This window comes from Sporomusaceae bacterium, from assembly GCA_031460455.1.
Classification (GTDB): domain Bacteria; phylum Bacillota; class Negativicutes; order Sporomusales; family UBA7701; genus Anaeroselena.
The window spans coordinates 150,806-176,341 of the sequence record JAVKTQ010000004.1 but is presented as its reverse complement, the minus strand read 5'-3'; the positions used below and the strand labels follow the sequence as shown (position 1 = coordinate 176,341).

23 protein-coding genes are annotated in these 25,536 nt (G+C 61.6%); 16 read left to right on the top strand and 7 right to left on the bottom strand.

What is annotated here, in order from left to right:
- Positions 1-90: 90 nt before the first annotated feature.
- Positions 91-1,692, bottom strand: coding sequence for an ATP-binding cassette domain-containing protein (locus RIN56_08860; protein ID MDR7866920.1), 1,602 nt, complete (start codon positions 1,690-1,692; stop codon positions 91-93).
- A gap of 231 nt (positions 1,693-1,923) precedes the next feature.
- On the opposite strand from RIN56_08860, the gene RIN56_08855 reads away from it, so the two are divergent.
- The 8 genes from RIN56_08855 to RIN56_08820 all read left to right on the top strand — a co-directional run bounded on the left by RIN56_08855 (position 1,924) and on the right by RIN56_08820 (position 10,490).
- Positions 1,924-2,631 carry an AzlC family ABC transporter permease gene (locus RIN56_08855; protein ID MDR7866919.1) on the top strand — a complete coding sequence of 236 codons (708 nt, stop codon included), beginning with the start codon at positions 1,924-1,926 and terminating at the stop codon, positions 2,629-2,631.
- Positions 2,628-2,930, top strand: coding sequence for an AzlD domain-containing protein (locus RIN56_08850; protein ID MDR7866918.1), 303 nt, complete (start codon positions 2,628-2,630; stop codon positions 2,928-2,930). Before RIN56_08855 ends, RIN56_08850 begins: the two co-directional genes overlap by 4 nt.
- 171 nt (positions 2,931-3,101) lie before the next feature.
- On the top strand, positions 3,102-4,940 hold the full coding sequence (gene atoS, locus RIN56_08845) for a two-component system sensor histidine kinase AtoS (protein ID MDR7866917.1): 1,839 nt from the start codon (positions 3,102-3,104) through the stop codon (positions 4,938-4,940).
- A gap of 3 nt (positions 4,941-4,943) precedes the next feature.
- Positions 4,944-6,332 (top strand): sigma 54-interacting transcriptional regulator, encoded by a 1,389-nt coding sequence (locus tag RIN56_08840; GenBank protein ID MDR7866916.1) that lies wholly within the window; start codon positions 4,944-4,946, stop codon positions 6,330-6,332.
- 184 nt (positions 6,333-6,516) lie between these two features.
- Entirely contained in the window at positions 6,517-7,185 is a 669-nt protein-coding gene (gene atoD, locus RIN56_08835; GenBank protein MDR7866915.1) for an acetate CoA-transferase subunit alpha, read from the top strand.
- Positions 7,178-7,819 (top strand): 3-oxoacid CoA-transferase subunit B, encoded by a 642-nt coding sequence (locus RIN56_08830; GenBank protein MDR7866914.1) that lies wholly within the window; start codon positions 7,178-7,180, stop codon positions 7,817-7,819. Before atoD ends, RIN56_08830 begins: the two co-directional genes overlap by 8 nt.
- 144 nt (positions 7,820-7,963) lie before the next feature.
- Complete coding sequence (locus RIN56_08825) at positions 7,964-9,280, top strand: TIGR00366 family protein (GenBank protein MDR7866913.1); 1,317 nt, start codon at positions 7,964-7,966, stop codon at positions 9,278-9,280.
- Positions 9,281-9,308: 28 nt separating this feature from the next.
- Positions 9,309-10,490, top strand: coding sequence for an acetyl-CoA C-acetyltransferase (locus tag RIN56_08820; GenBank protein ID MDR7866912.1), 1,182 nt, complete (start codon positions 9,309-9,311; stop codon positions 10,488-10,490).
- A gap of 87 nt (positions 10,491-10,577) precedes the next feature.
- Here the strand turns inward: RIN56_08820 and RIN56_08815 are convergent, their stop codons facing one another.
- A complete protein-coding gene (locus RIN56_08815; protein ID MDR7866911.1) occupies positions 10,578-11,561 on the bottom strand; it encodes a Gfo/Idh/MocA family oxidoreductase in 984 nt (327 codons plus the stop codon).
- Positions 11,562-11,806: 245 nt separating this feature from the next.
- On the opposite strand from RIN56_08815, the gene RIN56_08810 reads away from it, so the two are divergent.
- Both RIN56_08810 and RIN56_08805 read left to right on the top strand, forming a co-directional pair.
- Positions 11,807-14,248 (top strand): molybdopterin-dependent oxidoreductase, encoded by a 2,442-nt coding sequence (locus tag RIN56_08810; GenBank protein ID MDR7866910.1) that lies wholly within the window; start codon positions 11,807-11,809, stop codon positions 14,246-14,248.
- A complete protein-coding gene (locus RIN56_08805) occupies positions 14,248-14,589 on the top strand; it encodes a hypothetical protein (GenBank protein ID MDR7866909.1) in 342 nt (113 codons plus the stop codon). The genes RIN56_08810 and RIN56_08805 overlap by 1 nt, the downstream gene beginning before the upstream one ends.
- Before the next feature lie 328 nt (positions 14,590-14,917).
- Here RIN56_08805 and RIN56_08800 read toward each other — a convergent pair whose 3' ends face one another.
- The 5 genes from RIN56_08800 to RIN56_08780 all read right to left on the bottom strand — a co-directional run bounded on the left by RIN56_08800 (position 14,918) and on the right by RIN56_08780 (position 19,098).
- Entirely contained in the window at positions 14,918-15,289 is a 372-nt protein-coding gene (locus RIN56_08800) for a GIY-YIG nuclease family protein (protein ID MDR7866908.1), read from the bottom strand.
- Between the two features lie 18 nt (positions 15,290-15,307).
- Positions 15,308-16,072, bottom strand: coding sequence for a DUF2087 domain-containing protein (locus RIN56_08795; GenBank protein MDR7866907.1), 765 nt, complete (start codon positions 16,070-16,072; stop codon positions 15,308-15,310).
- 162 nt (positions 16,073-16,234) lie between these two features.
- Positions 16,235-17,248: a TRAP transporter substrate-binding protein gene (locus RIN56_08790; protein MDR7866906.1), complete on the bottom strand. Its 1,014-nt coding sequence runs from the start codon at positions 17,246-17,248 to the stop codon at positions 16,235-16,237.
- 94 nt (positions 17,249-17,342) lie between these two features.
- Positions 17,343-18,629: a TRAP transporter large permease gene (locus RIN56_08785; protein MDR7866905.1), complete on the bottom strand. Its 1,287-nt coding sequence runs from the start codon at positions 18,627-18,629 to the stop codon at positions 17,343-17,345.
- Between the two features lies 1 nt (position 18,630).
- The gene (locus RIN56_08780) at positions 18,631-19,098 is read right to left on the bottom strand and encodes a TRAP transporter small permease (GenBank protein ID MDR7866904.1); all 468 of its coding nucleotides are present in this window, start codon (positions 19,096-19,098) and stop codon (positions 18,631-18,633) included.
- A gap of 395 nt (positions 19,099-19,493) precedes the next feature.
- Here RIN56_08780 and RIN56_08775 point away from each other — a divergent pair, with 395 nt between their 5' ends.
- From RIN56_08775 to larA, 6 genes are all read left to right on the top strand, one after another.
- Complete coding sequence (locus RIN56_08775) at positions 19,494-20,159, top strand: GntR family transcriptional regulator (GenBank protein ID MDR7866903.1); 666 nt, start codon at positions 19,494-19,496, stop codon at positions 20,157-20,159.
- A gap of 70 nt (positions 20,160-20,229) precedes the next feature.
- Positions 20,230-21,279, top strand: coding sequence for a zinc-binding dehydrogenase (locus RIN56_08770; protein ID MDR7866902.1), 1,050 nt, complete (start codon positions 20,230-20,232; stop codon positions 21,277-21,279).
- A 25-nt stretch (positions 21,280-21,304) separates the two neighbouring features.
- Positions 21,305-22,141, top strand: a complete 837-nt coding sequence (locus RIN56_08765; GenBank protein ID MDR7866901.1) for a transketolase — start codon at positions 21,305-21,307, stop codon at positions 22,139-22,141.
- A gap of 6 nt (positions 22,142-22,147) precedes the next feature.
- Entirely contained in the window at positions 22,148-23,086 is a 939-nt protein-coding gene (locus tag RIN56_08760; GenBank protein ID MDR7866900.1) for a transketolase C-terminal domain-containing protein, read from the top strand.
- 7 nt (positions 23,087-23,093) lie between these two features.
- On the top strand, positions 23,094-23,981 hold the full coding sequence (gene garR / locus RIN56_08755) for a 2-hydroxy-3-oxopropionate reductase (protein ID MDR7866899.1): 888 nt from the start codon (positions 23,094-23,096) through the stop codon (positions 23,979-23,981).
- A gap of 223 nt (positions 23,982-24,204) precedes the next feature.
- A complete protein-coding gene (gene larA / locus RIN56_08750; GenBank protein MDR7866898.1) occupies positions 24,205-25,500 on the top strand; it encodes a nickel-dependent lactate racemase in 1,296 nt (431 codons plus the stop codon).
- Positions 25,501-25,536: the final 36 nt, after the last annotated feature.

Genomic DNA, 25,536 nt, shown 5'->3' with positions numbered 1-25,536 from the left:
TGCCTCGTTCTCCCCGCGGACATACCGCAAAAACCACCAACAAAGGAACCTGCGACAAAGATAAGCGGCAGGCCCCTGGCAAAAACGGCGTCAGCCGGGCCGCAGCGCGCTCCTTTGCTCCAGGTACTCGTCGTACGTCGTCCGCCGGTCGATAATCCCGGCCGGCGTTATCTCCACAATCCGGTTGGCCACCGTCTGCACGAACTGGTGGTCGTGGGAAGCGAACAGGATAGTGCCGCCGAAAGCGATCAGCCCGTTATTGAGCGCCGTGATCGACTCCAGATCGAGATGGTTGGTCGGCTCGTCGAAAATCAGCACATTCGCGCCGCTCAGCATCATCTTGGCGAGCATGCACCGCACCTTCTCGCCCCCCGACAGCACATTCGCCTCCTTCAGGCTCTCCTCGCCCGAAAAAAGCATCCTGCCGAGGAACCCCCTGATATAAGTCTCCTCCTGGTCGCGGGAAAACTGCCGCAGCCAGTCGACGAGGCTAAGCTCGCACCCGTCGAAGAAAGCCCCGTTGTCCTTCGGGAAATAGGCCTGCGAAGTCGTCACGCCCCACTTGAACTCGCCGCTGTCAGCCTCCGTCTCGCCCATGAGGATTTTAAACAGCGTCGTTTTGGCGAGGCCGTTCTCGCCCACGAACGCGATCTTATCGCCCTTCTCCATCCGCAGGGTGAAGTCGTCCAGCACCTTCTCGCCGTCAATGCTCTTCGCCAGCCCCTCGATCGACAGCAACTGGTCGCCCGCCTCGCGGTCGGGCTTGAAAGCGATAAAAGGATACTTGCGCGACGACGGCTTGATATCCTCGAGCGTCAGCTTCTCCAGCAGCTTCTTACGCGACGTCGCCTGCCGCGACTTCGACGCGTTGGCGCTGAACCGCTGAATAAAGCTCTGCAGCTCCTTCATCTTCTCCTCGGTCTTGCGGTTCGCCTCCCTGGCGAGCTTCAACGCCAACTCGCTCGACTCCAGCCAGAAATCGTAGTTGCCGACAAATAACTGGATCTTGCCGAAATCGATATCGGCGATATGGGTGCACACCTGATTGAGGAAGTGACGGTCGTGGGAAACCACGATCACCGTGTTGGGGAAACTGTACAGGAAATCCTCCAGCCAGCGGATAGCCTCGGTATTGAGATGGTTGGTCGGCTCGTCGAGCAGCAGGATGTCGGGGTTGCCGAACAGCGCCTGCGCCAGCAGCACCCGCACCTTCTCATTGCCGCTCAGCTCGCCCATCTTCTGACTGTGAAGCTCCTCCGGGATACCCAGACCGTTCAGCAGCTTCGCCGCCTCGGTCTCGGCGTCCCAGCCGTTCAGCTCAGCGAACTCGCCCTCCAGCTCCGCCACCTTCACGCCGTCCTCGTCCGAGAAATCGGGCTTGGCGTACAGCGCATCCTTCTCCTCCATAATCGCGTACAGCCTGGCGTGGCCCATGATGACCGTCTTCAGCGCCTCGAATTCGTCGAACTCGTAGTGGTTCTGCCGCAGCACCGCCAGCCGTTCGCCGGGCGTTATATCCACCGTGCCGCTCGTCGGCTCGATCTCGCCGGCGAGGATCTTCAGAAAAGTCGACTTCCCCGTGCCGTTAGCGCCGATCAGGCCGTAACAATTGCCGGGGGTAAACTTTATATTCACATCCTTGAACAATATCCGTTTCCCGAAGCCGAGACTCAGGCCGTTTGTGCTTATCATCGCAAACATCGCCTCCTGCGTAAAAAATCCGCGCTGCCAGTAAAAAGCAAAAGCCGTCCGATAAAGGCGGCTTGTTATTCCGACATACTAATTAAAGATACCACAACTTGCCCCGCGCGTCAAACAAATACCGCGGCCCGCCGGCCCCTGACCTTTTATTTTGCCCGCCGCTGCGCTATAATACCCTTATTACATTATTTTAGCAATAACAGGCAGGCGGGAGGGTTGGCGATGGTACAGGAAAAAGAACCGGGCTTCCGGCAAGGCGCGGCCGACGGCATCCCGATCATGGTCGGCTATTTCCCGGTGGCGATGGCGTTCGGCCTGCTCGCCAAAACGGTCGGCGTCACCCTCGCCGACGCCGGCCTCTTTTCCCTCGTCGTCTTCGCCGGCGCCAGCCAGTTCATGGCCCTCGACCTCATCAAGGCCGGCATCGCCGCCGCCGACATCGTCCTCGCCACCTTCCTCCTCAACCTCCGCCACATGATGATGAGCGCCGCCCTGGCCGCCCGCCTGCAAGGCGTGCGCCGCGGACTGGTGCCGCTCATCGCCTTCGGCGTCACCGACGAAACCTTCTCCGTCGCCTCGCTCAAGGCCGGCAAACTCACCGCACGCTACCTCCTCGGCCTCAACGGCGCCGCCTACGTCGCCTGGTTCGGCGGCACCGTCGCCGGCTACCTCGTCGGCCAGGTGTTGCCGGCGGCCGTCCAGAGCAGCCTCGGCATCGGCCTGTACGCGCTCTTCGCCGCCATCCTCGTCCCCGAGCTCAAAAAACGCGCCGGCGCCCTCGTCATCGTCCTGCTGGCCGGCCTGCTGTACCTGCTCTTCACCCGCTTTACGCCGCTGTCCTCCGGCTGGAGCCTCATCGCCGCCATAATCGCCGCCGCCGCCGCCGGCCTGGCGGTGCTCGGCGACGGTGGCGGGGAGGAGGAAATATGACCGAATACCTGCCCCTCATCCTCGGCATGATGCTCGTCACCTACCTGCCGCGCCTGCTGCCGCTCGCCGCCCTCGCCCAGCGGCCGCTGCACCCCCTGCTGCGTCGCTTCCTGCGCTGCATCCCCTACGCCGCCCTCGGCGCGCTGATAATCAGAGGCATCGCCGAAAGCGCCCCCGGCATGATGCCGGCCACGCTGGCCGCGATCGCCGTCGCCGCCGCCGTCTCCTTCTGCGGCGGCAGCCTGGTGCCGTCCGTCGTCGCCTCGATAGCTGCGGCCTATGTGATTCTCTCCTTATAAAAACTAAACCACCGCCCGCCGGCGGTGGTTCCTTTTTCTGCCGGTCCCTCTCCCGCAGGGTTATCCGGTCGCGCGGCGAAGATAACAAACAGCTTGGAACGAAACTTGCTACTATTATTCGCGGATGGTCGTGATGCGCACATGAACACAGCCATAAAACGGAGTGCCGATATGTGGAGACAATGGTTTAAAAGCTGGCGGGGCCGCCTTATCGTGCTCTCGCTGCTCATCGTAAACATACCCATCCTCGTCGCCGGCTTCGCCATGAAGCAGAGTGCCGAGCAATCGCTGCTCGAAGAGAAAAAAAGCAAACTGGCCGCGGTAAGCTACATCCTCGACTCGCGGCTCGGCCCCGACGGATTCGCCGGCATCCTTAGGCGCCACCGGGCCACCGGCGCGTCCCGCGAGGAACAGATCGCCATCCTCAACCGCGAGCTTGCCGGCGCCACCGACGAAATCGCCGCATCCGCCCCCGGCCTCGGAGCCGGCTTCTACTCACGGGACCTTGACGCCATCGTCACCTACGGCCCGTCCAAGAGCTTCGGCCACACCGTCGGCTGGTCGATCGAAAAAGACCACCCCGGGCGCACCGTCATGGCCGACAACGAGTTCCGGGTCGAATCCGGCACCCTGGTGCGCGGCAACATCATGAACGCCATGCGCCCCGTCTACCGCGAGGGGCAGGTCATCGGCTACATCTGGGTCAACGAACTCACCGACGACATCCAGACCCAGATCGCGGCCATGGACAGGGGACTGACCGTCTCCATGACCGCCGGCCTGCTGCTCAGCATCTTCCTCATCCTCAGCCTCACCGGCAGCATGATCAAAGACGTCCAGACCGTCATCCAGGGGCTCAGGCAGCTGCGCTTCAACCTCCGCCAGCCCATCACCGGCGTCACCGGGGAAATGGGCGAAGTCGCGGCCACCATCAACGAAATGGCCGCCGCCCTCGGCGACGCGCGGACACTGAGCGAAAACATCATGGAAAGCATGGCTGACGGCATAATTGCCGTCGACACCGAAGGCAAGATCACCGCCTTCAACCGCGCCGCCGAGACCATGACCGGCTTTGCCGCCCCCGAGGTTATCGGCAGATACTACGAAGACCTCTTCTCCCAGGACACCGACTTCAACAGCCGCCTCCTCGCCACCCTCCGCACCGGCGAGCCCTATATCGCCAGCAAAATCGAATACCCCATCAGGCACGGCAGACTCTGGATCAGCGTCTCCACCTCCATGCTGCGCGACATCAACGGCAAAATCCTCGGCGCCGTCGTCGTCTTCGAAGACCTCACCGAGCGCAAGCGCCTCGAAGAGCAGGTCAGCCGCGCCGACCGCCTGGCCACCCTCGGCGAGCTCATGGCCGGCGTCGCCCACGAAATCCGCAACCCCCTCACCAGCATCAAAGGCTTCCTCCAGTACTTCCAGACCGCCGGCAGCGAAGAAGAGCGGGCCACCTACCTGCCGATGCTCATGCGCGAAGTCGACCGCATGAACAGAATAATCGAAACACTGCTCTACTTCTCCCGGCCCTGCCAGGAAAAAGCCGTCCCCACCGACCTCGCCAAAGTGCTCCAGGACACCCTCATCCTCCTGCAGAGCCAGGCCAAGAGCCACGGCATCGTGTTCGACACCTTCATCGAAGAAGGGCTGCCGCTCGTCAGCATCGACGGCGAGCAGTTCAAACAGGTATTCCTCAACCTCCTCCTCAACTCACTCCAGGCAATGGACCACGAAGGGACGATCAAGGTCAGCGCCCGCCACCTGCGGGAAACGGACGAAATCGAAGTCCGCTTCGCCGACACCGGGCCGGGCATCCCGGCCGCCATCCGCGAGAAAGTGTTCGACCCCTTCTTCACCACAAAACAGACAGGCACCGGACTCGGCCTGGCGGTCGTGCAGCGCATCGTCGCCGCCCGCGGGGGGCGCATCCTCATCGAGGACAACCCCGCCGGCGGGGCGGTCATCCGCATCCTCGTACCGCTGGCCCACCGACAGGGGGAATAGTAGATGCAGACAGGCAGAATACTCGTTGCCGACGACGAAGAAAGCGTCCGGGCGATGCTCGACGTCGTGCTCCGCAGCGAAGGCTACGAAGTTCTCACCGCCGAAGACGGCAAAGCCGCCCTGGAAATCGGCCGCCGCGAGCAGCCCGACGTCATCCTCATGGATATCCGCATGCCCAGGATGGACGGCATGACCGCCTTCCGGGCCATGCGCCAGGAGCAGTTCGGCGCCGCCGTCATCCTCATGACCGCCTTCGCCACCGTCGACAAAGCCGTCGAGGCCATGAAAGCCGGGGCCTACGACTACATCATCAAACCCTTCAACATCGACGAACTGAAGATAATGCTGCGGCGGGCCGTCGAAAACAGGCAGCTCGCCCAGGAGGCCAACCTCCTCCGCCAGGAGCTGTCGGCCCACTTCAGCCTCGACAGGGTCATCACCAACTCGCCCGCCATGCGCAAGGTCTACGACACCGTCGCCCGCGTCGCCCCCACCCAGGCCACCGTGCTCATCACCGGCGAAAGCGGCACCGGCAAGGAACTGATGGTCAACACCATCCACTTTAACAGCCTGCGGGCCGGCGGGCCGCTCATCAAAGTCAACTGCAGCGCCCTGCCGGAAACGCTGCTCGAAAGCGAGCTGTTCGGTCACGAGAAAGGGGCGTTCACCAGCGCCGCCTCCCGCCGCATCGGCCGCTTCGAGCTCGCCGACAAAGGCACCCTGCTGCTCGACGAGATCGGCGAAATGCCTATGTCCGTCCAGGTCAAGCTGCTCAGAGTGCTGCAGGAGCGCGAATTCGAGCGCGTGGGCGGCAGCCAGACCGTCAAGACCGACATGCGCGTCGTCGCCGCCACCAACCGTTCCCTGCCCGAGCTCGTCGAGCGGGGCGAATTCCGGCAAGACCTCTACTACCGCCTCGCGGTCGTCACTGTCGAAATTCCGCCGCTTCGGGACCGGCGGGAGGACATCCCCCTGCTGGCGCGCCTCTTCCTGCAGAAATTCGCCCAGGAAGCGGGCCGCGACCTCGACGACTTCGACCCCGAAGCCATGGCCCTGCTGGCGGTGTACCGCTGGCCGGGCAACATCCGCGAACTGTCCAACGTCGTCGAGCGGGCGGTGATAATGAGCACCGGCCGGATGATCTTCCCCGAAGACCTGCCGGCCCAGCTCCGCCCCGACGCCCACGAGCGCCGCGCCGCCCAAGGGGCCTCCCCCTGGCACGGCGAAAGCCTGCGCGACATCATCAAGGAAACCGAAAGCGTAATCATTCGCGACGCGCTGCAGCGCAACAAAGGCAACCGCATGAAAACCGCCCGCGACCTCGACATGAGCCGGCGGGCCCTTCAGTACAAAATAGCCGAATACAACCTCGCCGCCGAAAACGAAGAATGATGCGCAAACATTAGTCGCCCGGCCGCGCAAAAAATAGGCGTTTCTTTGCCGACAACCCCATACTTTTCTCCCGCCGAAGCGGGGGAACCCCCTTCATAGCCCGCCGTGCCGAAAATTTATTTTTTGGCACGGTTTTTGCGTTTTTATACGGCAGAACTAATTCTTCAAACAAGGAGGAAGCGAATTGAACAAAGTACGACCACTCGCTGAGGCGGTTGCGGCCGTCAAAGACGGGGCCACCGTAATGATTGGCGGCTTCCTGGGCGTCGGTACGCCTGCAGCCATCATCGACGCCCTCGTCGCCAAAGGCGTCAAAGACCTCACCGTTATCGCCAACGACACCGCCATGCCGGAAGTTGGCATCGGTAAACTGGTGGTAACCCGCCAGCTCAAAAAAGCCATCGTCTCCCACATCGGCACCAACCCCGAAACCGGTCGCCAGATGATCGCCGGCGAACTCGACGTCGTCCTCACGCCCCAGGGCACGCTCGCCGAACAGATCCGCGCCGGCGGCGCCGGCCTCGGCGGCATCCTCACCCCCACCGGCGTCGGCACCGTTGTCGAAGAAGGTAAACAAAAATTAACACTCGCCGGCCGCGAATACCTCGTCGAGTTGCCCCTCCGCGCCGACGTCGCCCTCCTCAAGGCCCACAAGGCCGACAAGGCCGGCAACCTCGTTCTCCGGCGCAGCGCCAAGAACTTCAACCCGCTCATGGCCCTCGCCGCCGGCACCGTTATCGCCGAAGTCGAGCAAATCGTCGAAACAGGGGCGATCGACCCCGATGAAGTCACCGTTCCCGGCGTCGTCGTCGACATCATCGTTCAAGGGAAAGGGGTGGCCGTCAATGGCTAGCGCCAAGGAAACCATCGCCCGCCGCGTCGCGCGCGAACTCAAGGACGGGGAACTCGTCAACCTCGGCATCGGCCTGCCGACCCTCGTCCCCAACTACCTGCCTGCGGACGTCTCGATCGTCCTCCAGTCCGAAAACGGCTTTGTCGGCCTCGGTCCGGTCGCCGAAACCGACCCCGACCTCACAAACGCCGGCGGCGCGCCCGCGGGCATCATCCCCGGCGGCGCCACCTTCGACAGCCTCATGTCCTTCAGCCTCATCCGCGGCGGCCACGTCGACGCCACCGTCCTCGGCGCCCTCCAGGTCGACGAACAGGGCAACCTCGCCAACTGGATGGTCCCCGGCAAAATGGTGCCTGGCATGGGCGGCGCCATGGACCTCGTCGTCGGCGCCAAAAAAGTCATCGCCGCCATGGAGCACACCGCCAAAGACGGCAGCCCCAAAATCCTGAAAAACTGCAACCTGCCGCTCACCGGCAAAGGCGTCGTCACCCTCATCGTCACCGAGCTCGGCGTCATCCGCGTCACCCCGGCCGGCCTCGTCCTCGAAGAGACCGCCCCCGGCGTCAGCGCCGCGGACGTCATCGCCAAAACCGAAGCCAAGCTTACCGTCAGCCCCGCGCTGAAAACTATGTGATGTCGCATAAATCTCGCCGGACACGCGCCCTTCCTCTGGTCGTCATCCCCGAAGCCGACCCTCCGCGACATCACGCACGAAAAGGGAGGACTGTGTCCCGGCCGCAGATATGAGCTCCCCAAAAAAATAAAAAGGAGGACCCCAATGCTTAACAGAATGGCCAACTTCTTCGTCGTTCTCGTCCAGAAGTACCTCCCCGACGCCTACTTGTTCGCTATCATCCTCACCTTCGTGGCCTTCATCATGGCTTTCGCCCTCACCGGCAAAGGCTTCATCGATCTCATCATGATGTGGGGCAACGGCCTGTACGGCATCATCGCCTTCGCCATGCAGATGATCCTCATCCTCGTCACCGGTCACGCCCTCGCCAGCAGCAAACCGGTGAAAGCCTTCCTGAGCACGCTGGCCGCCATCCCCAAAAACGGCACCCAGGCCGCCATGCTCAACTGCTTCGTCGTCGGCGTGGCCAGCTTCCTCAACTGGGGCTTCGGCCTGGTCGTCGGCGCCCTGCTGGCCCGCGAACTAGCCCGCCGGGTGGCAGGCACCGACTACAGCTTTGTCGTCGCCGCCGGTTACTCCGGCTTCGTCATCTGGCACGGCGGCATCTCCGGCTCCATCCCCCTCGCCGTGGCCAGCAAAGGCCATCTCGTGGAAAAACTGACCGGCATCATCCCCGTCACCAGCACCATCTTCTCTCCCTCGAACCTCATCATCACCTGGGCGATCATCATCACCCTGCCGCTCCTCTTCAAAATGATGGCCCCCAAACCCGAAGACATCAGGACCGTCGACCCCGAGCTGCTCGCCGAGCCTGAAGAGCCGGCCGCGCCCGCCAAGCAGACCTTCGCGACCATGCTGGAAAACAGCGTCGTCATCAACATGCTGTTCGGCGCCATGGGTGTCATCTACCTCGTCTATTACTTCGCCACAAAGGGCTTCGACCTGTCCCTCAACATCGTAATCTGCATCTTCTTCGTCGCCGGCGTCATCCTCCACATGACACCCATCAACTACGTCCGGGCGATGAACGAAGCCATAAAGGGAGCCGGCGGCATCGCCCTCCAGTTCCCGCTTTACGGCGGCATCCAGGGCATCATGGTTTCCTCCGGCCTGGCCGCCATCATCGCCAAGTGGTTCATCTCCTTCTCCACCCCCTTCACCTTCCCGCTGTTCACCTTCATCGCCGGCGGCGTCATCAACTTCTTCGTGCCCTCCGGCGGCGGCCAGTGGATCGTGCAGGGCCCCATCAACATCCCGGCCGGCGCGGCCCTCGGCGTCGACCCGGCCAAAGTCGCCATGAGCATCGCCTACGGCGACCAGTGGACCAACATGATCCAGCCCTTCTGGGCGCTGCCCCTCCTGGGGATCGCCAAACTCGGCGTCCGCGACATCATGGGCTACTGCGTCATGACCCTCATCTGGAGCGGCATCATCATCGCCCTCGGGTTGATGATATTCTAAAAAACCAAAACTGAAAGAAGGGTTCCGTATGCGCGACATCGTCATCGCCAGCGCCGCCCGCACTGCTATCGGCAACTTCAACGGCACGCTGGCCTCCCTGTCCGCCTCCGAAATGGGCGCCATCGTCGTCAAGGAAGCGCTGGCCCGCGCCGGCGTAAAAGCCGAGGCTGTCGACGAGCTCATCTTCGGCAACGTCCTCCAGGCCGGACTCGGCCAAAACCCCGCCCGCCAGGCGGCTATCAAAGCCGGCCTCCCGGCCGAAATCCCCTCCTTCACCGTCAACAAAGTCTGCGGTTCCGGCCTCAAGACCGTCAACCTCGCCGCCCAGGCCATCGCCTGCGGCGACGCCGACATCATCCTCGCCGGCGGTATGGAAAGCATGTCCCAGGCCCCGTACCTCCTGTCCAGCAAAGCCCGCTGGGGCTACCGCATGGGCAACGACAAAATCGTCGACGTCATGATCCAGGACGGCCTGTGGTGCGCCTTCAACGACTACCACATGGGCATCACCGCCGAAAACGTCGCCGCCCAGTACGGTATCACCCGCGAAATGCAGGACCAGCTCGCCTTCGAATCCCAGGATAAAGCCGTCAAGGCCATCCAAAGCGGTGCCTTCAAAAAAGAAATCGTCCCCGTCACCATCAAAGGCAAGAAGGGCGACACCGTCTTCGACACCGACGAATTCCCCAAAGCCGGCACCACCGCCGAGACGCTCGGCAAGCTAAAACCCGCCTTCAAAAAAGACGGCACCGTCACCGCCGGCAACGCTTCCGGCATCAACGACGGCGCGGCCGCCCTCGTCGTCATGAGCGCCGACAAAGCCAAAGCCCTCGGCATCAAGCCGCTCGCCAAAATCGTCGGCTACGGCTCGGGCGGCGTCGATCCCTCCGTCATGGGCATGGGCCCCGTCCCCGCCACCCGTAAGGCTTTAGCCAAAGCCGGCCTCACCATCGGCGACATCGACCTCATCGAAGCCAACGAAGCCTTTGCCGCCCAGTTTCTGGCCGTCGGCAAAGAACTCGGCTTCCAGAAGGAAAAAGTCAACGTCAACGGCGGCGCCACCGCCCTCGGCCACCCCATCGGCGCCAGCGGCGCCCGCATCCTCGTCACCCTCCTTCACGCCATGGAAGCGCGCGGCGCCAAACGCGGCCTCGCCACCCTCTGCATCGGCGGCGGCCAGGGCGTCGCCACCATTGTCGAAAAACTATAATAGCAATAAGCCTCTCCCACAAAAAACTATAATAGCATAAGCCCCTCCCACAAAGAAAAAAGGCTGCTAAAAACGCAGCCTTTTTTCCTATTCCTCTCCTGGGTACCGCAGCCCCCATTGGGCGCGGACCGTATCCATCATACCCATCACCGCCAGCGTCTGCTCGTGCGTCATCACCGGGCTCTCGGTCAGCCCCGCCCGCAGGCAGCGCTCCGTCTCCCGTATCTGGTACTCGAACCCGTTCGCCTCAAAAGGCGCCTTAACCGTCCGCTCTCCGCCGCCGTTCACCACCGTAAACTCCTGCAGCGCCGTGAACTCCGGCAGCACGATGCGGCCCTCTGTCCCGAAAATCGCCGCCTCGGTCGGGATAACGCTGCCGATCGTCGTTACCAGATGGGCCGTCGCCCCGCCTTCGTATTCCAGCATAATGCTGTCGAACATATCCGTCCCGTACTCGCCCATGATTGCCTTCGCGTGGAGCGTCGCCGGCCGGTACCCCAGCACCATCGCCGCCACCCCCAGCGCGTACACGCCGATATCCAGCAGCGCCCCGCCGGCCAGCGCCGGGTCGAACTTGCGCACATAGCGGGCCCCCGTAGGCGCGAACCCGTACTGGGCCCGGAAATGGGTCACCGCGCCGATCGCTCCGCCGGCCAGCTCCCCGGCCAGCAGCCCGTACGCCGGCAGAAACTTCGTCCAGAACGCCTCCATGATGAAAAGCCGCTTCTCCCGCGCCAGCGCGATGAGCTCGGCCGCCTGGGCGGCGTTCACCGTAAACGACTTCTCGCACAACACATGCTTGCCGTGCTCCAGGCACAACCGCGCGTTCTCGTAGTGGTGCGAATGCGGCGTCGCCACATACACAACATCGATATCCGCGTCGCGGACCAGCTCGCCGTAATCGCCGTACGCCCGCGGCGCCCCGTGCTCCGTGGCGAACACCTTCGCCGTCGCCATGCTGCGCGACGCCACCGCCAGCACCTTGCCCGTGTCGGTCAGACGCGAAATGGTGCCAGCGAACTTCTTCGCGATCGTTCCGGTCGACATAATACCCCAATTGATGCTCTTCATATGCAAAACCGCCCCCTTGCGACGCTGTCTTCCCTATAAACTTATTACATGCCGCCCCGGCAAGTCAATAGCGGCGCGTTCCCGCATTGTTCCCGCGCGAACGGGCGGACGGAAGTGTTTCCCCTGAAAACAGAACTGGACAAATTAACCAATTGACGTTAGAATGACAGTAAATTCCGTTAAGAGCCATTATCGTTACGCTTGTTGCTCGGGGCGCAGTCCCTGAGGGGAGGAGATGAAATACCATGGCCAAAAAAGAACGCCAAATCGTCGCCACCACTGCCTGGTCGGCCGGCCCCGGCTGCCACGGCGGCTGCGGCGTGCTCGCCCACATCGAGGACGGCAGACTGGTCAAAGTCGAAGGCGACCCCAACCACCCCTGGAACCAGGGGCGGATATGCGCCCGCTGCCTGGCGATGACCAAATACGTCTACCACCCCGACCGCATCACCCGCCCGCTCAAAAGGGTGGGGGAGAGGGGCGAGGGCAAATGGCAGGAGATATCCTGGGAAGAAGCCTTCGCCTATGTCGAGGAAAAACTCGTCAAGATCAGAGACGAATACGGCCCCGAAAGCGTCATCTTCTCAATGGGCACCGGCCGCGACATCGGCGCCTGGATCTGCATGCTCGCCTACGCCTACGGCAGCCCCAACGTCATGTTCGCCCTCAGCGGCCTGGCCTGCTACAGCCCGCGTATCGCCGCCGTAGCCACCGTCCAGGGCGACTACTGCATCCTCGACGCCTCGCAGTGGTTCCCCGAGCGCTACGAAGACCCGCGCTACACCAGGCCCGAATGCATCGTCGTCTGGGGCTACAACATCCCCTCCACCTGCCCCGACAACGTCTTCGGCCACTGGATCACCGACCTCATGAAGCAGGGCACCAAAATCATCTGCATCGACCCGCGGCTCACCTTCTTCGCCTCCCGGGCCGAAAAATGGCTCCAGCTCAGGCCCGGCACCGACGGCGCCCTCGCCATGGGTTTCCTCAACGTCATCGTCAACGAAAAACTCTATGACGAACGCTTCGTCGCCGACTGGACCAACGCTCCCCACCTCGTCCGCGCCGACACCGGCAAGCTCCTCCGCGCCGGCGACCTGCCCGGCGGCGGCAACGCCGCCGACTTCGTCGTCTGGGACGCCGCCGCCGGCAAACCGGCCGTCTGGGACACCGCCGCCGTCGCCTACAAAACCGCCGGCGTCCGTCCGGCGCTCGCCGGCGAATACCGGATAACACTCGCCGACGGGCAAACCGTCGTCTGCACCACCGTATGGGACACCTTCCTCCGCAAAGTCGCCGAATATCCCCTCGACAAAGTCGCCGAAATCACCCTCGTTCCCGCCGACGACATCCGCGCCGCCGCCCGCCTCTACGCCACCAGCAAGCCGGCCGCCATCCACTGGGGCGAACCCATCGACATGACCCCCGCCATCACCCCCACCACCCAGGCCATCGCCGACCTGTGGGCCATAACCGGCAACCTCGACATCCCCGGCGGCAACGTTATCTCCCGCTACGCCTTCGACGCCGTCGCCTACGCCCTGCCGGGCGCCAAAGGCGCCATCAAGCTCAAATCCGCCGAGCAGGACAAAAAGCGCATCGGCGCCGACAAATACGGCCCCCTCGGCAAATTCATCTGGCGGGCCCACACCGACCTCGTCATCGACCAGATCTTCACCGGCGACCCCTACCCCGTCAAAGGCATGTGGCTCCAGACCACCAACCCGCTGTCCGGCATCGGCATGGACCCCCGCAAATGGCAGAAGGCCCTCGAAAAGCTCGACTTCGTTGCCGTCGTCGACCTCTTCATGACCCCCACCGCCCAGCTTGCCGACATCATCCTGCCGGCGGCCTCCTTCCTCGAAAAAGAAGGCGTCCGCTCCTGGTGGATACCGCTCCAGACCATCAACAAAGCCATCGACGTCGCCGAATGCAAATCCGACGTCGAGATCAACTTCGAACTCGCCCGGCGTCTCGACCCCGAATTCAAATGGAACACCGTCCACGAACTTTTCGACGAAATCCTGCTGAACTCCGGCATGACCTTCGAGCAGCTGCAGGAAAAAGGCTGGGCCTTCCCGCCCGAAGGCCACCCCAGCGCCCCCTACCGCCGCTACGAAAAAGGCCTGCTGCGCGCCGACGGGAAACCCGGCTTCCGCACCCCCTCCGGCAAATTCGAGCTCCACTCCACCCTCCGCGAAGAATGGGGCTTAGAGCCGGTAGCCCACTACGAAGAGCCGCCCTTCACCCCCGTCAGCCGCCCTGACCTCGCCGCCGAATACCCGCTCATCCTCTGCACCGGCCGGCGCTCCGCCGCCTTCTTCATCTCCGAACACCGCAACATCCCCTGGCTCAGGGCCCTCGACCCCGATCCCGTCGTCGAGATCCACCCCAAAAAAGCCGGCGAACTCGGCATCGGCAACGGCGAATGGGTGTGGGTCGAAAACTGGCTGGGCAAATGCAAGCTCAAAGCCAAAGTCACCCTCGAAGTCCCCGAATGGATGGTAATGGCCGCTCACGGCTGGTGGTTCCCGGAGGAGAAAACCGCCGCCCCCGACCTGTGCGGCACCTTCCGCTCCAACATCAACACCCTCATCCCCATGAACGCCGTCGGTCAGGACGGCCTCGGCTCGCCGATCAAGCACATGCTCTGCAAAGTCTACAAAGTCAGAGGAGATGAAGCGTGATGGCCAGAAAAAACACCGGCTACGGCCTCCTGATCGACTACGAATACTGCACCGGCTGCCACGCCTGCGAAATAGCCTGCGCCCAGGAATACGACTGGCCGGCCGGCATGGGCGGCATGCGCGTCACCGAGATGATCCAGCAGCTCCCGAACGACAAAGCCTACCTCGCCTACCTGCCGTTCCCCACCGAGCTGTGCATCCTGTGCGCCGGCCGCACCGCCAAAGGCATGAAACCCGCCTGCGTCCAGACCTGCATGTCGGCCTGCATGAAACACGGCCGCGTCGAAGACCTCGCGAAAGAGATAAACAAACCCCGTATGGCCTTGTTTGTGCCAAAATAACAGACCGCCAATAAGCGCCCTCTGCTGCTTGCCGCAAAACCGAAAGGACCTGCTCTCCCTATACTGGAAGGCAGGTCCTTTTCTTATTCTCTGCGCCGGAGGCTGAGGGGAACACAGGCGTAAGCGCCGTTGCGGAGGCCGTTACGCGCCGTTGGCGCAGCAGGCCGGTAACACGAACGTACGCCCGTCCATGGACGGACGGGCGAGGAGCCATCTGTCATGGACGACAGTTGGCGACGGTACGGCTGTGTCGGCCCAAGCCGTACGGCGCGTTCGGCCGCAGCTCCGGCGCATAGCCTGCGTTCCCCGCAGCCGGGCCGCCTACTTTTCACCGCGCCGCCTTTTCCTTGCGGCGCGCGTTATAACCTTTATCCTCATACGGCTGCAGCTTCGCCAGCCACTTGTCCTCCAGCGCCGCCACCGCCTTGCGCCACTCCTCCTGCGGCACCTTCGCCGCGTCGATCTGCTCCAGCACCTCGAACGCGAACGCGTCGTTCCCGTAGCGGTCCCAGTCTTCCTGCAGCTCCTTGCAGCGGTTAACCTTCATCTTCAGCTGGAAGCTCTGGGAATTGAAGGCCGCCGGCAGATTCATGCTCGCGCCTACCAGCACCCTGCCGGTGGCGTTGTTCCTGATAACATACACCCCCATCGGGCGGGGCGTCTCCTTATATGCCAGTTTCAATTCCTTGCGTCTGTCCATATTATCCATCTCCTTGTCCTATGGTCTGAGCCAGTACTTGCCGCCGTCCACCGTCCGGTCCATAAAGCCGTAATCCACCAGGTACCGGCGCAGCAGCGCGTAATCGCCGTAAAACCGCTTCAGCACCGCGTTGACCTCCTGCTCGGCATACGTCGCGGCCGGGTCGAAATACTTCACGATATGCCTGAGAACCGCCAGCCGCTTCTTCTCCTTGGCGGGGAAATGCGCCAACGGGCCGTCGGGGCCGTCCGGGAGGCAGGCGGCGAGAATCTTCTCGTTCTCCGCCGCCGTGATCGCGAACCGCTCGTCGACATTCCGCGTGTTCAGCGGCAGGTCGATGAAGCTGGTCTTTTTCGGCGTCCGCTCGGCCAAAAGCTCCATAATCGCCAAAAACACCTTGGCCTGCTTCTGCCTCTCCCTGAGCGCGAAGCGGTGGTTGCGGACCGTCGACATGCTGCCTGCGCCCAGCTCCTTCGCCACCGCGGCGTCGCTTTTCCCGGCGTAAAAAAGCTCCAGGAGCGCCTTCTGGTGCTCGGTCAGACCGGTCAGCTTCTTATCCAGGCCGAGGAGGAAATCGAAAACCGACCGGTGGCTCGCGGCGATATGGACCGCCACATACTTCCTCGCCTCGTACAGCCTCTCCCCGTGGGCGAAAACCTCGCCATCCGCGAACGTCCGGCCGCAGATGAGGCAAATATATACGCCGCCAGCCTCGTCGTAGCGATACCCCTGCTTCACCTCCGCCGCCGACGCCTGCCAGAAAAGCTCCGAAACATCGTTCATACCAAACACCTCGCAGTAACATCTATTGAATACATAGACATTATATTATTATATCTATAAAAAATCAAGAAGGCGGCAAGCGGAGGATATTCCCATCATAGTGTTCCCGCACCAACAAAAAAGAGAACCGCCCCAGGGCGGTTCTCTCAGTATATACCGTGTCTATTTCGTGTTCTGGATGGCGTCGACCAGCGCGGTGCCGTGCTTGTCGGTGTAAGCCTTCCACACCGGCTTGACCTTTTCGATGAACGGCTGCACGTCCTTGACCTCGTTGAAGAGCACGCCCTTCTTGACAAGCTCCTCGACAACCTTCTTCTCGTCCGCGGTCCACAGCTCGCGGGACTTGGCGGTCGTCTCCTTGCCGACTTCGAGGAAAATCTTCTGCTGCTCGGGAGTCAGCTTGTCGAAGACCTTCTTGCTGATCAGGATGGCGTCCGGGGTGCTGAAATGGCGGGTCCAGGAGAAATACTTGGAAACCTCGTACAATTTGAGAGTATAGAGCGTGGTCGGGCTGTTCTCCCAGCCGTCGATAACGCCCTGCTGCAGCGCGCTGTACACTTCGCCCTGGCCCATCGGGGTGGCGATCGCGCCCATGTTGTTCAGCGTATTGACCATCAGCTGGCTGTTCATAACGCGGATCTTCACGCCCTTGAGGTCGTCGGGGGTGTTGATCGGGCGCTTGTTATTGATGACGCTGCGCGAACCCGAATCGGCCCAGAACAGGAACACGAAGCCGGCTTTGTTGATATCGGCGATCAACTGCTCGCCGGGCTTGCCGTCGAGGACCTTATACTGATGAGCCGGGCTCTTAAACATGAACGGCAGGTTGAGAACGTCGATCGTCGGCACGAACTGGCCGAGAGGACCGCAGGAAGTCAGGCCCATATCGAGGGTACCCATCTTCATGCCCTCGAGGGCGTCGCGCTGTTCGCCCAGCTGGCTGCTGGGGAACACCTGGATTTCGATCTGGCCTTTGGTTTTTTCCTTCACCTTTTCGGCGAAGAACAGCATCGACTTGTGGGTGGGATGCGCTTCCGGCAGCACGGACGACAGCTTCAGGACCTGCTTTTCCGCCTTCTTCTCCGGCGCAGCGGCTTTCTGCCCGCCGCCGCAGGCCGTCAAAACCAGGCTCAGGGCGATGACAATCGCCAGGATGACCGTAAACTTCTTGTTCACTGTTTTTTCCCTCCTAGATATTTTAATAAAAGAAAAATAAGGAAATCACTTCTCTCCCTACCACCTCCGCCAGTAGGCCGTTTTCAACCGGGCCCTATAATTTGCCGCCCATGACCAGCCTCGGGATGAAGGTGATCAGGTCGGGCACAAGCGTGATGAGAACCAGTACCAGGATCATGGCGCCGATGAAGCGATAATAGGTGTTCAGCATCGACCCCAGCGATATCTTCGAGATGCCGGTGGCCACGAACAGCGCCACGCCGACCGGCGGCGTGCACTGGCCGATCGCCATATTGACGATCGTCATCACCCCGAAGTGGATGGGGTCGATCCCCAGCTTCATGATGATCGGGAAGACGATCGGGATAAGGATAATGATGATCGGGGCGACATCGAGGATCATCCCCATGAACAGCATCAGCGCGTTGACCAGCAGCAGCACCACGAACGGGTTGGTGGAGATCGAGAACACGAACTCCGCCAGCAGCGCCGGAATGCGCTCGGCGGCCAGTATCCAGCCGAAGGCCGAAGCTGTGGCGACACACAGCACCACGACGCCGGTTGTCACCCCCGTCTGCGCGATGATGCGTGGCAGGTCGCACAGCTTGAGCTCCTTATAGATGAAAAACCCGACGATGAAAGCGTACACCGCGGCGACCACCGACGCCTCGGTGGCGGTAAAGACGCCCGACAGGATGCCGCCGAGGATAATGACCGCCGTCATGATCGCCAGGATGGAATCCTTGAAGCTCACCCACAGCTCGCCGCCCGTCGGACGGATTTCCGCCGGCAGATCGCGCTTCTTGGCGAAGATATAACTTGTGAGCATCAGGGCGAAACCGACGAGGATGCCGGGGATGAAGCCGCCCAGGAACAGGCCGCCGATCGAGATGCCGGCCGTCACGCCGAGAATGACCATCGGGATGCTGGGCGGGATAATGATGCCGATCGCGCCGGCGCAGGCCACGACGCTCGTCGCCATATCCTTGCCGTAGTTGCGTTTCTCCATCGCCGGGATAAGGATGCTGCCCACCGCCGCGGTGTCGGCGGCCGTCGAGCCGGACACGCCGGCGAAGAACATCGAAGCCACCACGCTCACCATCGCCAGGCCGCCGCGGATATGGCCGACCAGGGCGGTCGCGAACTTCACCAGGCGGCGGGAGATGCCGCCATTCTCCATCAGGCCGCCCGCCAGGATAAAGAAAGGAACTGCCACCAGGGAAAAAGATTCGGCCGCCGTATACATCCGCTGGATGATCACCGCCGTATCCATGGTTGTGTTGAGCACAAGCGCCAGTACCGACGACAGCGCCAGGCTGAACGACACCGGCACCCTGCAGAAAAGCAGCAAAAAGAAAGACAGGAAAATCGTCGTCGCCATGCTATTTCCTCCCCCTGACCAGGCAATAGATCGCATTCAGGGCGTGGATGGCGATAAACAACCCGCTCACCGGGATGGCCAGATACGGCCAGATCATCGAGAACGGCATCGCGGCCATCTCCTGGTCGGCGTTGCCTTCCACGAACATCATGCCCTTAACGATCATTATCACGGCAAAAGTTATGATCAGGAGGTAGACCGCAATCTCCATGACCCGCTGGACCGGCTTGGGCAGCATCACCACGAAGATTTCCACTCCGAAGTGGGCGTTCAGTTCGACCGCCAGGCTGGCCCCCAGGAAACACGTCCACACGAACATATACGTAAGCAGAGCCTCGGTCCAGGGTATCGGGCTCTGGATCACGAACCGGCTAACAATCTGCGCCAACCCCAGGAAAGTCATAACCGTTATCAGGAAAACCAGACTGTACTGCTCAAACTTTGTCACGAGGTTGTTGATAAATGGCAAATCGGCTCACTCCTCTAGACGTTGTGTTGGATAGTATCGCGTAGCTTTGTCGATCGCCCTCCCCGGCGGCATAATTAAGCCGCGTCTGTGCCTGTGCCTGTGGGGTCCGGCCTCCTCCGGCGACAGCTGCGGTATGGTACATCTGGGAAGATATACGCAAAAATGGCGATATCTTCCTGCCGGAGTTTTGCCTGATGACACTGATAGTTCACGATGTGGTTCGTAATAATGCGATTTTTCGCACTATAAAACCGCCTTGACAAGCAAAGCGGTTTTAAACAGTCAAACTGTATATTATGACCCGAACGGCGACATTGACACAATCTTCAGGAATATATATAATTATCTTGATAATATATAATGTACGAAATTATATATTATTAGGAGTGTCGGCGATGAACCAGACAGATCGCAGTTATGGAGAGAACAACCCCTTGAAAGACACGATCAAACAATTTATCCGCGCCAAAATAATCGAAAACAGGCTTCAGCCAGGGCAACGGGTCGTGGAAACGGAAATCGCCCGAGAACTCAAGGTCAGCCAGATACCCGTGCGCGAGGCGCTGTGCGGGCTAGAGGAAGAAGGCCTCATCAAATCCGTCAAATACACCGGCTCCTTCGTCACCGACATCGACAACAAAGAAATGTACCACATGCACCTGCTCAGGTCCTACATCGAATCGACGGCCCTCGAACTAACGCTGCCCAATCTGACGAAAAAGGACTTCGGCGCCCTCCACGACATCGTCGACGCCATGGGGGAGAAGCAGAAAAGCCACGCCGACTACTCGGCCATCTCCGCCCTCGACATCGAATTTCACCGTACCATCGTCGCCTGGAGCGGCATCGAAGCCTACAACCGCATCTGGGCGATGCTCAACGGCCATGTCCGGCGGTTCATCAACATCGTCCATCCCCAGATCGAGCACAAGCAGGACCAGGTATACCAAGACCACCGGCTGCTCATGGAAATCCTCGAAGAGCGCGACACCGAAAAAGCCAAAGCGGCGATCAAAGCCCACATCATGGATGTCTTCGACCGGGGCGCCATCAGCTTTTAGCAAGCGCGGCGCCGCCGGCGACTCTTTGTCTTTTGCCGCGGTAACGTCCCAAGCCAGTGAAGGAGGAATTATGTTGAAAATGAAAGCGGTCGTCAAGTACGACAACGTGGCGGGCGCCACCGAAGTCAGAGAGGTGCCGGTACCGGAGATCGGCCCGGACGACGTCCTTGTCAAGGTTGCCTACATAGGCGTGTGCGGCAGCGATCCCCACATGCATCACAATCGCGTCTCCTACAAAGTCAACGTGCCCCTCATCCTCGGCCACGAATTCTCCGGCACCATCGAGAAACTCGGCGCCAACGTCGAGGGCTTTGCCGCCGGTGATGCAGTCACCTGCGAAACCCACGCCGACTACTGCGGCAAATGCGAAATGTGCCGCACCAACCACTACCAGGTATGCCGGCAGCGCAAAGGCTTCGGCTTCCAGGCCGACGGCGCCTTCGCCAAATACGTCCGGGTACCCAGCCGCGTCCTCCACAAACTGCCGGCCGGCGTCACCCTCAAAGAAGCCTCCTGCACCGAACCGGTCTGCGTCGCCTACAACGCCCTCGCCAAAAACTCCAAAATCATGCCAGGCGACATCGTCGTCGTCATCGGCCCCGGCCCGATCGGCATCCTCTGCGCCAAAGTGGCCAGCATCCTCGGCGCGGCCGACATCATCGTCGTCGGCACCGACGGCGACGAAGAACGCCTCGAAATCGCCAAAAAATACGGCGCCACCATGACCATCAACAGCTCCAAACAGGATCCCGTACCCGTCATCATGGGTCTTAGGGACGGCTACGGCGCCCACACCGTCATCGACTGCGCCGGCTTCTCCCCGACCCTCAAACTATCCATGGACGTCGTCCGCCCCTACGGCCAGATCACCAAAGTCGGCTGGGGCCCGGGACCGGTCGGCTTCTCCCTCGACCCCCTCATCGCCAAAGTCGTCACCCTCCAGGGCACCTTCAGCCACACCTGGGACGTCTGGGAAAAGAGCCTCGTCCTCATGGACAAGAAAATCATCGACGTCAACGACCTCGTCACCCACGAACTGCCGCTCGACAAATGGGCGGAAAGCTTCGAACTCATGGAATCCAAACAGGGATTGAAAATCGTCCTCACTCCCATCGACTGACAAGACCTTTAAGGGAGGAATAAAATTGGCATCGCAAGCAACCGTCGACCTTCTGGAAGCCAAGGCGCTGCGCCTCAGGGAGCACATCGTCAACGACCTCACCGGCGTCGGCAAAGTCGGCCACCTCGGCGGCTCGTGCTCCAGCGCGGAAATAGTCGCCGCCCTCTACTTCCATAAAATGAAACACGACCCGGAAAACCCGGCCCTGGCGGACCGCGACCGCTTCCTGCTCAGCAAAGGCCACGCCGCCCTCGTCCAGTACGCCGCCCTCGCCGAAGCGGGCTACTTCCCCAAAGAAGAAATGAAAAAAGTCAAAACCCTCGGCGCCATGCTCCAGGGACACCCCGACATGACCAGGACGCCCGGCATCGAAGCCAACACCGGCTCCCTCGGCCAAGGCCTCTCCATCGCCTGCGGCATGGCCCTCGGTCTCAGGCTCGACGGCCTCGCCAGCAAAGTATACGTCCTCATCGGCGACGGCGAACTCGCCGAAGGCCAGATCTGGGAAGCCGCCATGGCCGCTTCCTACTACAAAATCGACAACCTCGTCGCCATCGTCGACCGCAACCGGCTCCAGGCCACCGGCGCCATCTGCGACCGGTTCGACACCAACCCCGTCACCCCCAAATGGGCCGCCTTCGGCTGGGAAACCATCGAAATCGACGGCCACGACATCGGCGCCATCCTGGCCGCCCTCGACAAAGCCGATAACATCAAAGGCAAACCCACCGTCATCATCGCCGAAACCGTCAAAGGCAAGTGCATCTCCTTTGCCGAAAACAACGCCGCCTTCCACAATGGCGCCATGACCCCCGAACAGTGGGAAATCGCCAAATCTGACCTCGACAAGCTGCGGAGGTAGGAACAAATGGCTACGAAAAGTCAACGTCAGGCCTACGGAGAAGCCCTGGTAGAACTGGGCAGGGAAAACAAAAACGTCGTCGTGCTCGAAGCCGACCTCGGAAAATCCACCATGTCCATCCTCTTCCAGCAGCAATTCCCCGAGCGCTACTTCGAAATGGGCATCGCCGAGGCCAACATGGCCTCCACCGCCGCCGGTCTCGCCCTCACCGGCAAAATACCCTTCATCAACTCCTTCGCCGTCTTCGCCACCGGCCGCTGCTACGACCAGCTCCGGCAGACCATCTCCATCGCCGGCCTCGGCGTCAACATCTGCGGCTCCAGCGCCGGCCTGTCCGACTTCGGCGACGGCTCCACCCACCAATCCGTCGAAGACATGGCCACCATGCGCGTCATCCCCGGCATGACCGTCCTCGTTCCCGTCGACGCCATCGAAACCCGCAAAATGGTGCGGGCCATGGCCGCCGCCCCCGGACCCTGCTATATACGCATCAACCGCAACGACCTGCCCTTCTTCACCGATGAGGCCGGCGAATTCGAAATCGGCAAACTCTACCCTGTCCGCGACGGCAGCGACGTCGTCGTCTTCGCCAACGGCGTCATGGTCTCCAAAGCCGTCGAAGCCGCCGAAGCCCTTGCCGGCGAAGGCATCTCCGTCAAAGTCGTCAACGTCAGCACCGTCAAACCCCTCGACAAACAGGCCGTCATCGCCATGGCCAAAGGCTGCAAAGCCGTCGTCACCGCCGAAGAACACAGCATCATCGGCGGCCTCGGCAGCGCCATCGCCGAAGCCCTCAGCGAAGTCAAAGACATCCCCCTCGCCATCGTCGGCATCGAAGACCGTTTTGGCACCTCGGCCACAAACTACGACGAACTCCTCGTCTACTACGGCCTGACAGCCGACGCCGTCAAGGCGCGGATCAAAAAAATCATCGGTAAGGAGTAGATAAACTATGAAACTAGGTTTTGTCGGCCTGGGAATCATGGGCAAGCCCATGTCCAAAAACCTTCTCAAAGCTGGTCACTCGCTTGTCGTATACGACCTCAACGCCGCCGCCGTCGCCGAAGTAGTCGCCGCCGGCGCCGAAGCCGCCGTCTCGCCTAAGGAAGTCGCCGAAAAAACGCGCATCGTCATCACCATGCTCCCCAACTCGCCCCACGTCAAAACCGTCGTCCTCGGCGAAGGCGGCCTCCTCGAAGGCGCCAAAGCCGGCGACATCATCGTCGACATGAGCTCCATCGCCCCCCTCGCCGCCCAGGAAGTCGCCGCCAAAGCCGCCGAAAAAGGCGTCGAAATGCTTGACGCGCCCGTCAGCGGCGGCGAACCCAAAGCCATCGACGGCACCCTCTCCATCATGGTCGGCGGCAAGCAGGAAATCTTCGACCGCGTCAAAGACATCCTCGCCCAGATGGGCAAATCCGTCGTCCGCTGCGGCGACATCGGCGCCGGCAACACCACCAAACTCGCCAACCAGATCATCGTCGCCCTCAACATCGCCGCCGTCAGCGAAGCCCTCGTCCTCGGCGCCAAAGCCGGCGTCGACCCCGAAGTCATCTTCCAGGCCATCCGCGGCGGCCTCGCCGGCAGCACCGTCCTCGACGCCAAAGCGCCGATGATCCTCGCCGGCAACTTCAAGCCCGGCTTCAAAATCGACCTGCACATCAAAGACCTCAATAACGCCCTCGAAACCGCCAAAGACGTCGGCGTGCCCCTCTTCCTCACCAGCCAGGTCATGGAAATGATGCAAGCCCTCAAAGTCGACGGCAAAGGCCAGAACGACCACAGCGGCATCGTCCAGTTCTACGAAAAACTCGCCCAATTCGAAGCCCGCAAACAATAACCGGCGCAACCGGAGAGATTGCGTAGCTAACAGTAGGATTGTGTAGCCTGGTAAATTATCGTTCCATATCGTGCACTGCCACGCAGGAAAGACACGCCGCTTCCAGAATACTATAAACATTGTGCATTGCAGGACGTCACCCGGCCCGGCAGCCGCGTCGCGTCCGGACAATGCGATAATGCGCCGACACGACATGGAACAACTTTATCAGGGGGATCGACAATTGCCACAACAAAACTTTGACTTTCTTTACGGACGCAACACCATCTCGGTACCGCTGCCGGCCGAAAAAATCCTCTACGATATCAAAGGCGGCTTCCTGCCCGCCATCGCCGACATCCCGGCCGCCGTCAGAGCTGCGCTTGCCGCGCCCATCGGCGCCCCGCCTCTCAGGCAAGTCGTCCGGGCCGGCGACAAAGTCGCCATCACCGTCAGCGACATCACCCGGGCCTGGGTTCAGTTCGACACCTTCCTCCCCGTCCTGCTCGACGAACTCAACGCCTGCGGCGTCCCCGACGAAGACATCGCCATCGTCGTCGCCCTCGGCGCCCACCGCCGCAACACCGGCGAAGAACTCGCCCTCCTGTGCGGCCAGACCGTCTGCCACCGCATAAAAATGCTCCAGCACGACGCCCACGACAAAGAAAACCTCGTCTACGTCGGCACCACCAGCCGCGGGGTCGAAACCTACATCAACAAAACCATCATGGCTGCCGACAAAGTCATCCTCACCGGCGGCATCGCCTTCCACCTCATGGCCGGCTTCGGCGGCGGGCGCAAAGGCATCATGCCCGGCGTCAGCGGCTACGAAACCATCCAGGGCAACCACCGCTACTGCCTCAGCGCCGAAATCGGCCAAGGCCTCAACCCCAACTGCCAGTCAGGGCGCACCGTCGGCAACGAAATGCACGAAGACATGACCGAAATGGCCGCCATGGTCAACCCCGCCTTCCTGCTCCACGCCGTTCTCACCCCCGAAGGCAGGATCGGCCGCTTCGTCGCCGGCCACTGGCACAAAGCCTGGGAAGAAGGCTGCCGGGCGGTCGAGCAGACCTACGGCGTGCCCATCGCCGCTCAGGCCGACCTCGTCGTAGCCTCCGCGGGCGGCTTCCCCAAAGACATCAACCTCTACCAATCCATCAAAGCCCTCGACAACGCCTACATGGCGGCCAAGCCCGGCGGGGCGATCATCTGCTTCCTCGAATGCGAAGACATCAACGAGCCGCCCGAATACATGGAATGGCTGCGCTACAAAGACCCGCTCGAATTCGAACTCGCCGTGCGGAAAAAGTTCACCGTCCCCGGCTACTCCGCCTTCCGCCTCAAAGACATGTCCAAACAGGTAGCCATTTTCGGCGTCACCCGGCCGGAAAACTTCGCCGTCATGCGCGAAGCCGGCCTCAGGCCGGTCACCGGCTTCGACGAAGCTTACGACCATGCCCGGCAGATAATCGGCCGGGACGACTACACCATCACCGTAATGACCCAGGCGGCCAACACCGTGCCGCTCCTGGGCTGAGGGGCCCGCGCCCCCGATCACCCCGGACAAAATGCC

Bases quoted from the DNA above. Each gene is read 5' to 3' on its own strand.
- RIN56_08775 (MDR7866903.1), top strand. From the start codon at position 19,494: ATGAACCAGACAGATCGCAGTTATGGAGAGAACAACCCCTTGAAAGAC.
- RIN56_08800 (MDR7866908.1), bottom strand. From the start codon at position 15,289: ATGGACAGACGCAAGGAATTGAAACTGGCATATAAGGAGACGCCCCGC.
- RIN56_08825 (MDR7866913.1), top strand. From the start codon at position 7,964: ATGCTTAACAGAATGGCCAACTTCTTCGTCGTTCTCGTCCAGAAGTAC.
- RIN56_08760 (MDR7866900.1), top strand. From the start codon at position 22,148: ATGGCTACGAAAAGTCAACGTCAGGCCTACGGAGAAGCCCTGGTAGAA.
- RIN56_08785 (MDR7866905.1), bottom strand. From the start codon at position 18,629: ATGGCGACGACGATTTTCCTGTCTTTCTTTTTGCTGCTTTTCTGCAGG.
- RIN56_08805 (MDR7866909.1), top strand. From the start codon at position 14,248: ATGGCCAGAAAAAACACCGGCTACGGCCTCCTGATCGACTACGAATAC.
- RIN56_08850 (MDR7866918.1), top strand. From the start codon at position 2,628: ATGACCGAATACCTGCCCCTCATCCTCGGCATGATGCTCGTCACCTAC.
- RIN56_08815 (MDR7866911.1), bottom strand. From the start codon at position 11,561: ATGAAGAGCATCAATTGGGGTATTATGTCGACCGGAACGATCGCGAAG.
- RIN56_08855 (MDR7866919.1), top strand. From the start codon at position 1,924: ATGGTACAGGAAAAAGAACCGGGCTTCCGGCAAGGCGCGGCCGACGGC.
- RIN56_08840 (MDR7866916.1), top strand. From the start codon at position 4,944: ATGCAGACAGGCAGAATACTCGTTGCCGACGACGAAGAAAGCGTCCGG.
- garR (MDR7866899.1), top strand. From the start codon at position 23,094: ATGAAACTAGGTTTTGTCGGCCTGGGAATCATGGGCAAGCCCATGTCC.
- RIN56_08820 (MDR7866912.1), top strand. From the start codon at position 9,309: ATGCGCGACATCGTCATCGCCAGCGCCGCCCGCACTGCTATCGGCAAC.
- RIN56_08770 (MDR7866902.1), top strand. From the start codon at position 20,230: ATGTTGAAAATGAAAGCGGTCGTCAAGTACGACAACGTGGCGGGCGCC.
- atoS (MDR7866917.1), top strand. From the start codon at position 3,102: ATGTGGAGACAATGGTTTAAAAGCTGGCGGGGCCGCCTTATCGTGCTC.
- RIN56_08795 (MDR7866907.1), bottom strand. From the start codon at position 16,072: ATGAACGATGTTTCGGAGCTTTTCTGGCAGGCGTCGGCGGCGGAGGTG.
- RIN56_08810 (MDR7866910.1), top strand. From the start codon at position 11,807: ATGGCCAAAAAAGAACGCCAAATCGTCGCCACCACTGCCTGGTCGGCC.
- RIN56_08860 (MDR7866920.1), bottom strand. From the start codon at position 1,692: ATGATAAGCACAAACGGCCTGAGTCTCGGCTTCGGGAAACGGATATTG.
- RIN56_08830 (MDR7866914.1), top strand. From the start codon at position 7,178: ATGGCTAGCGCCAAGGAAACCATCGCCCGCCGCGTCGCGCGCGAACTC.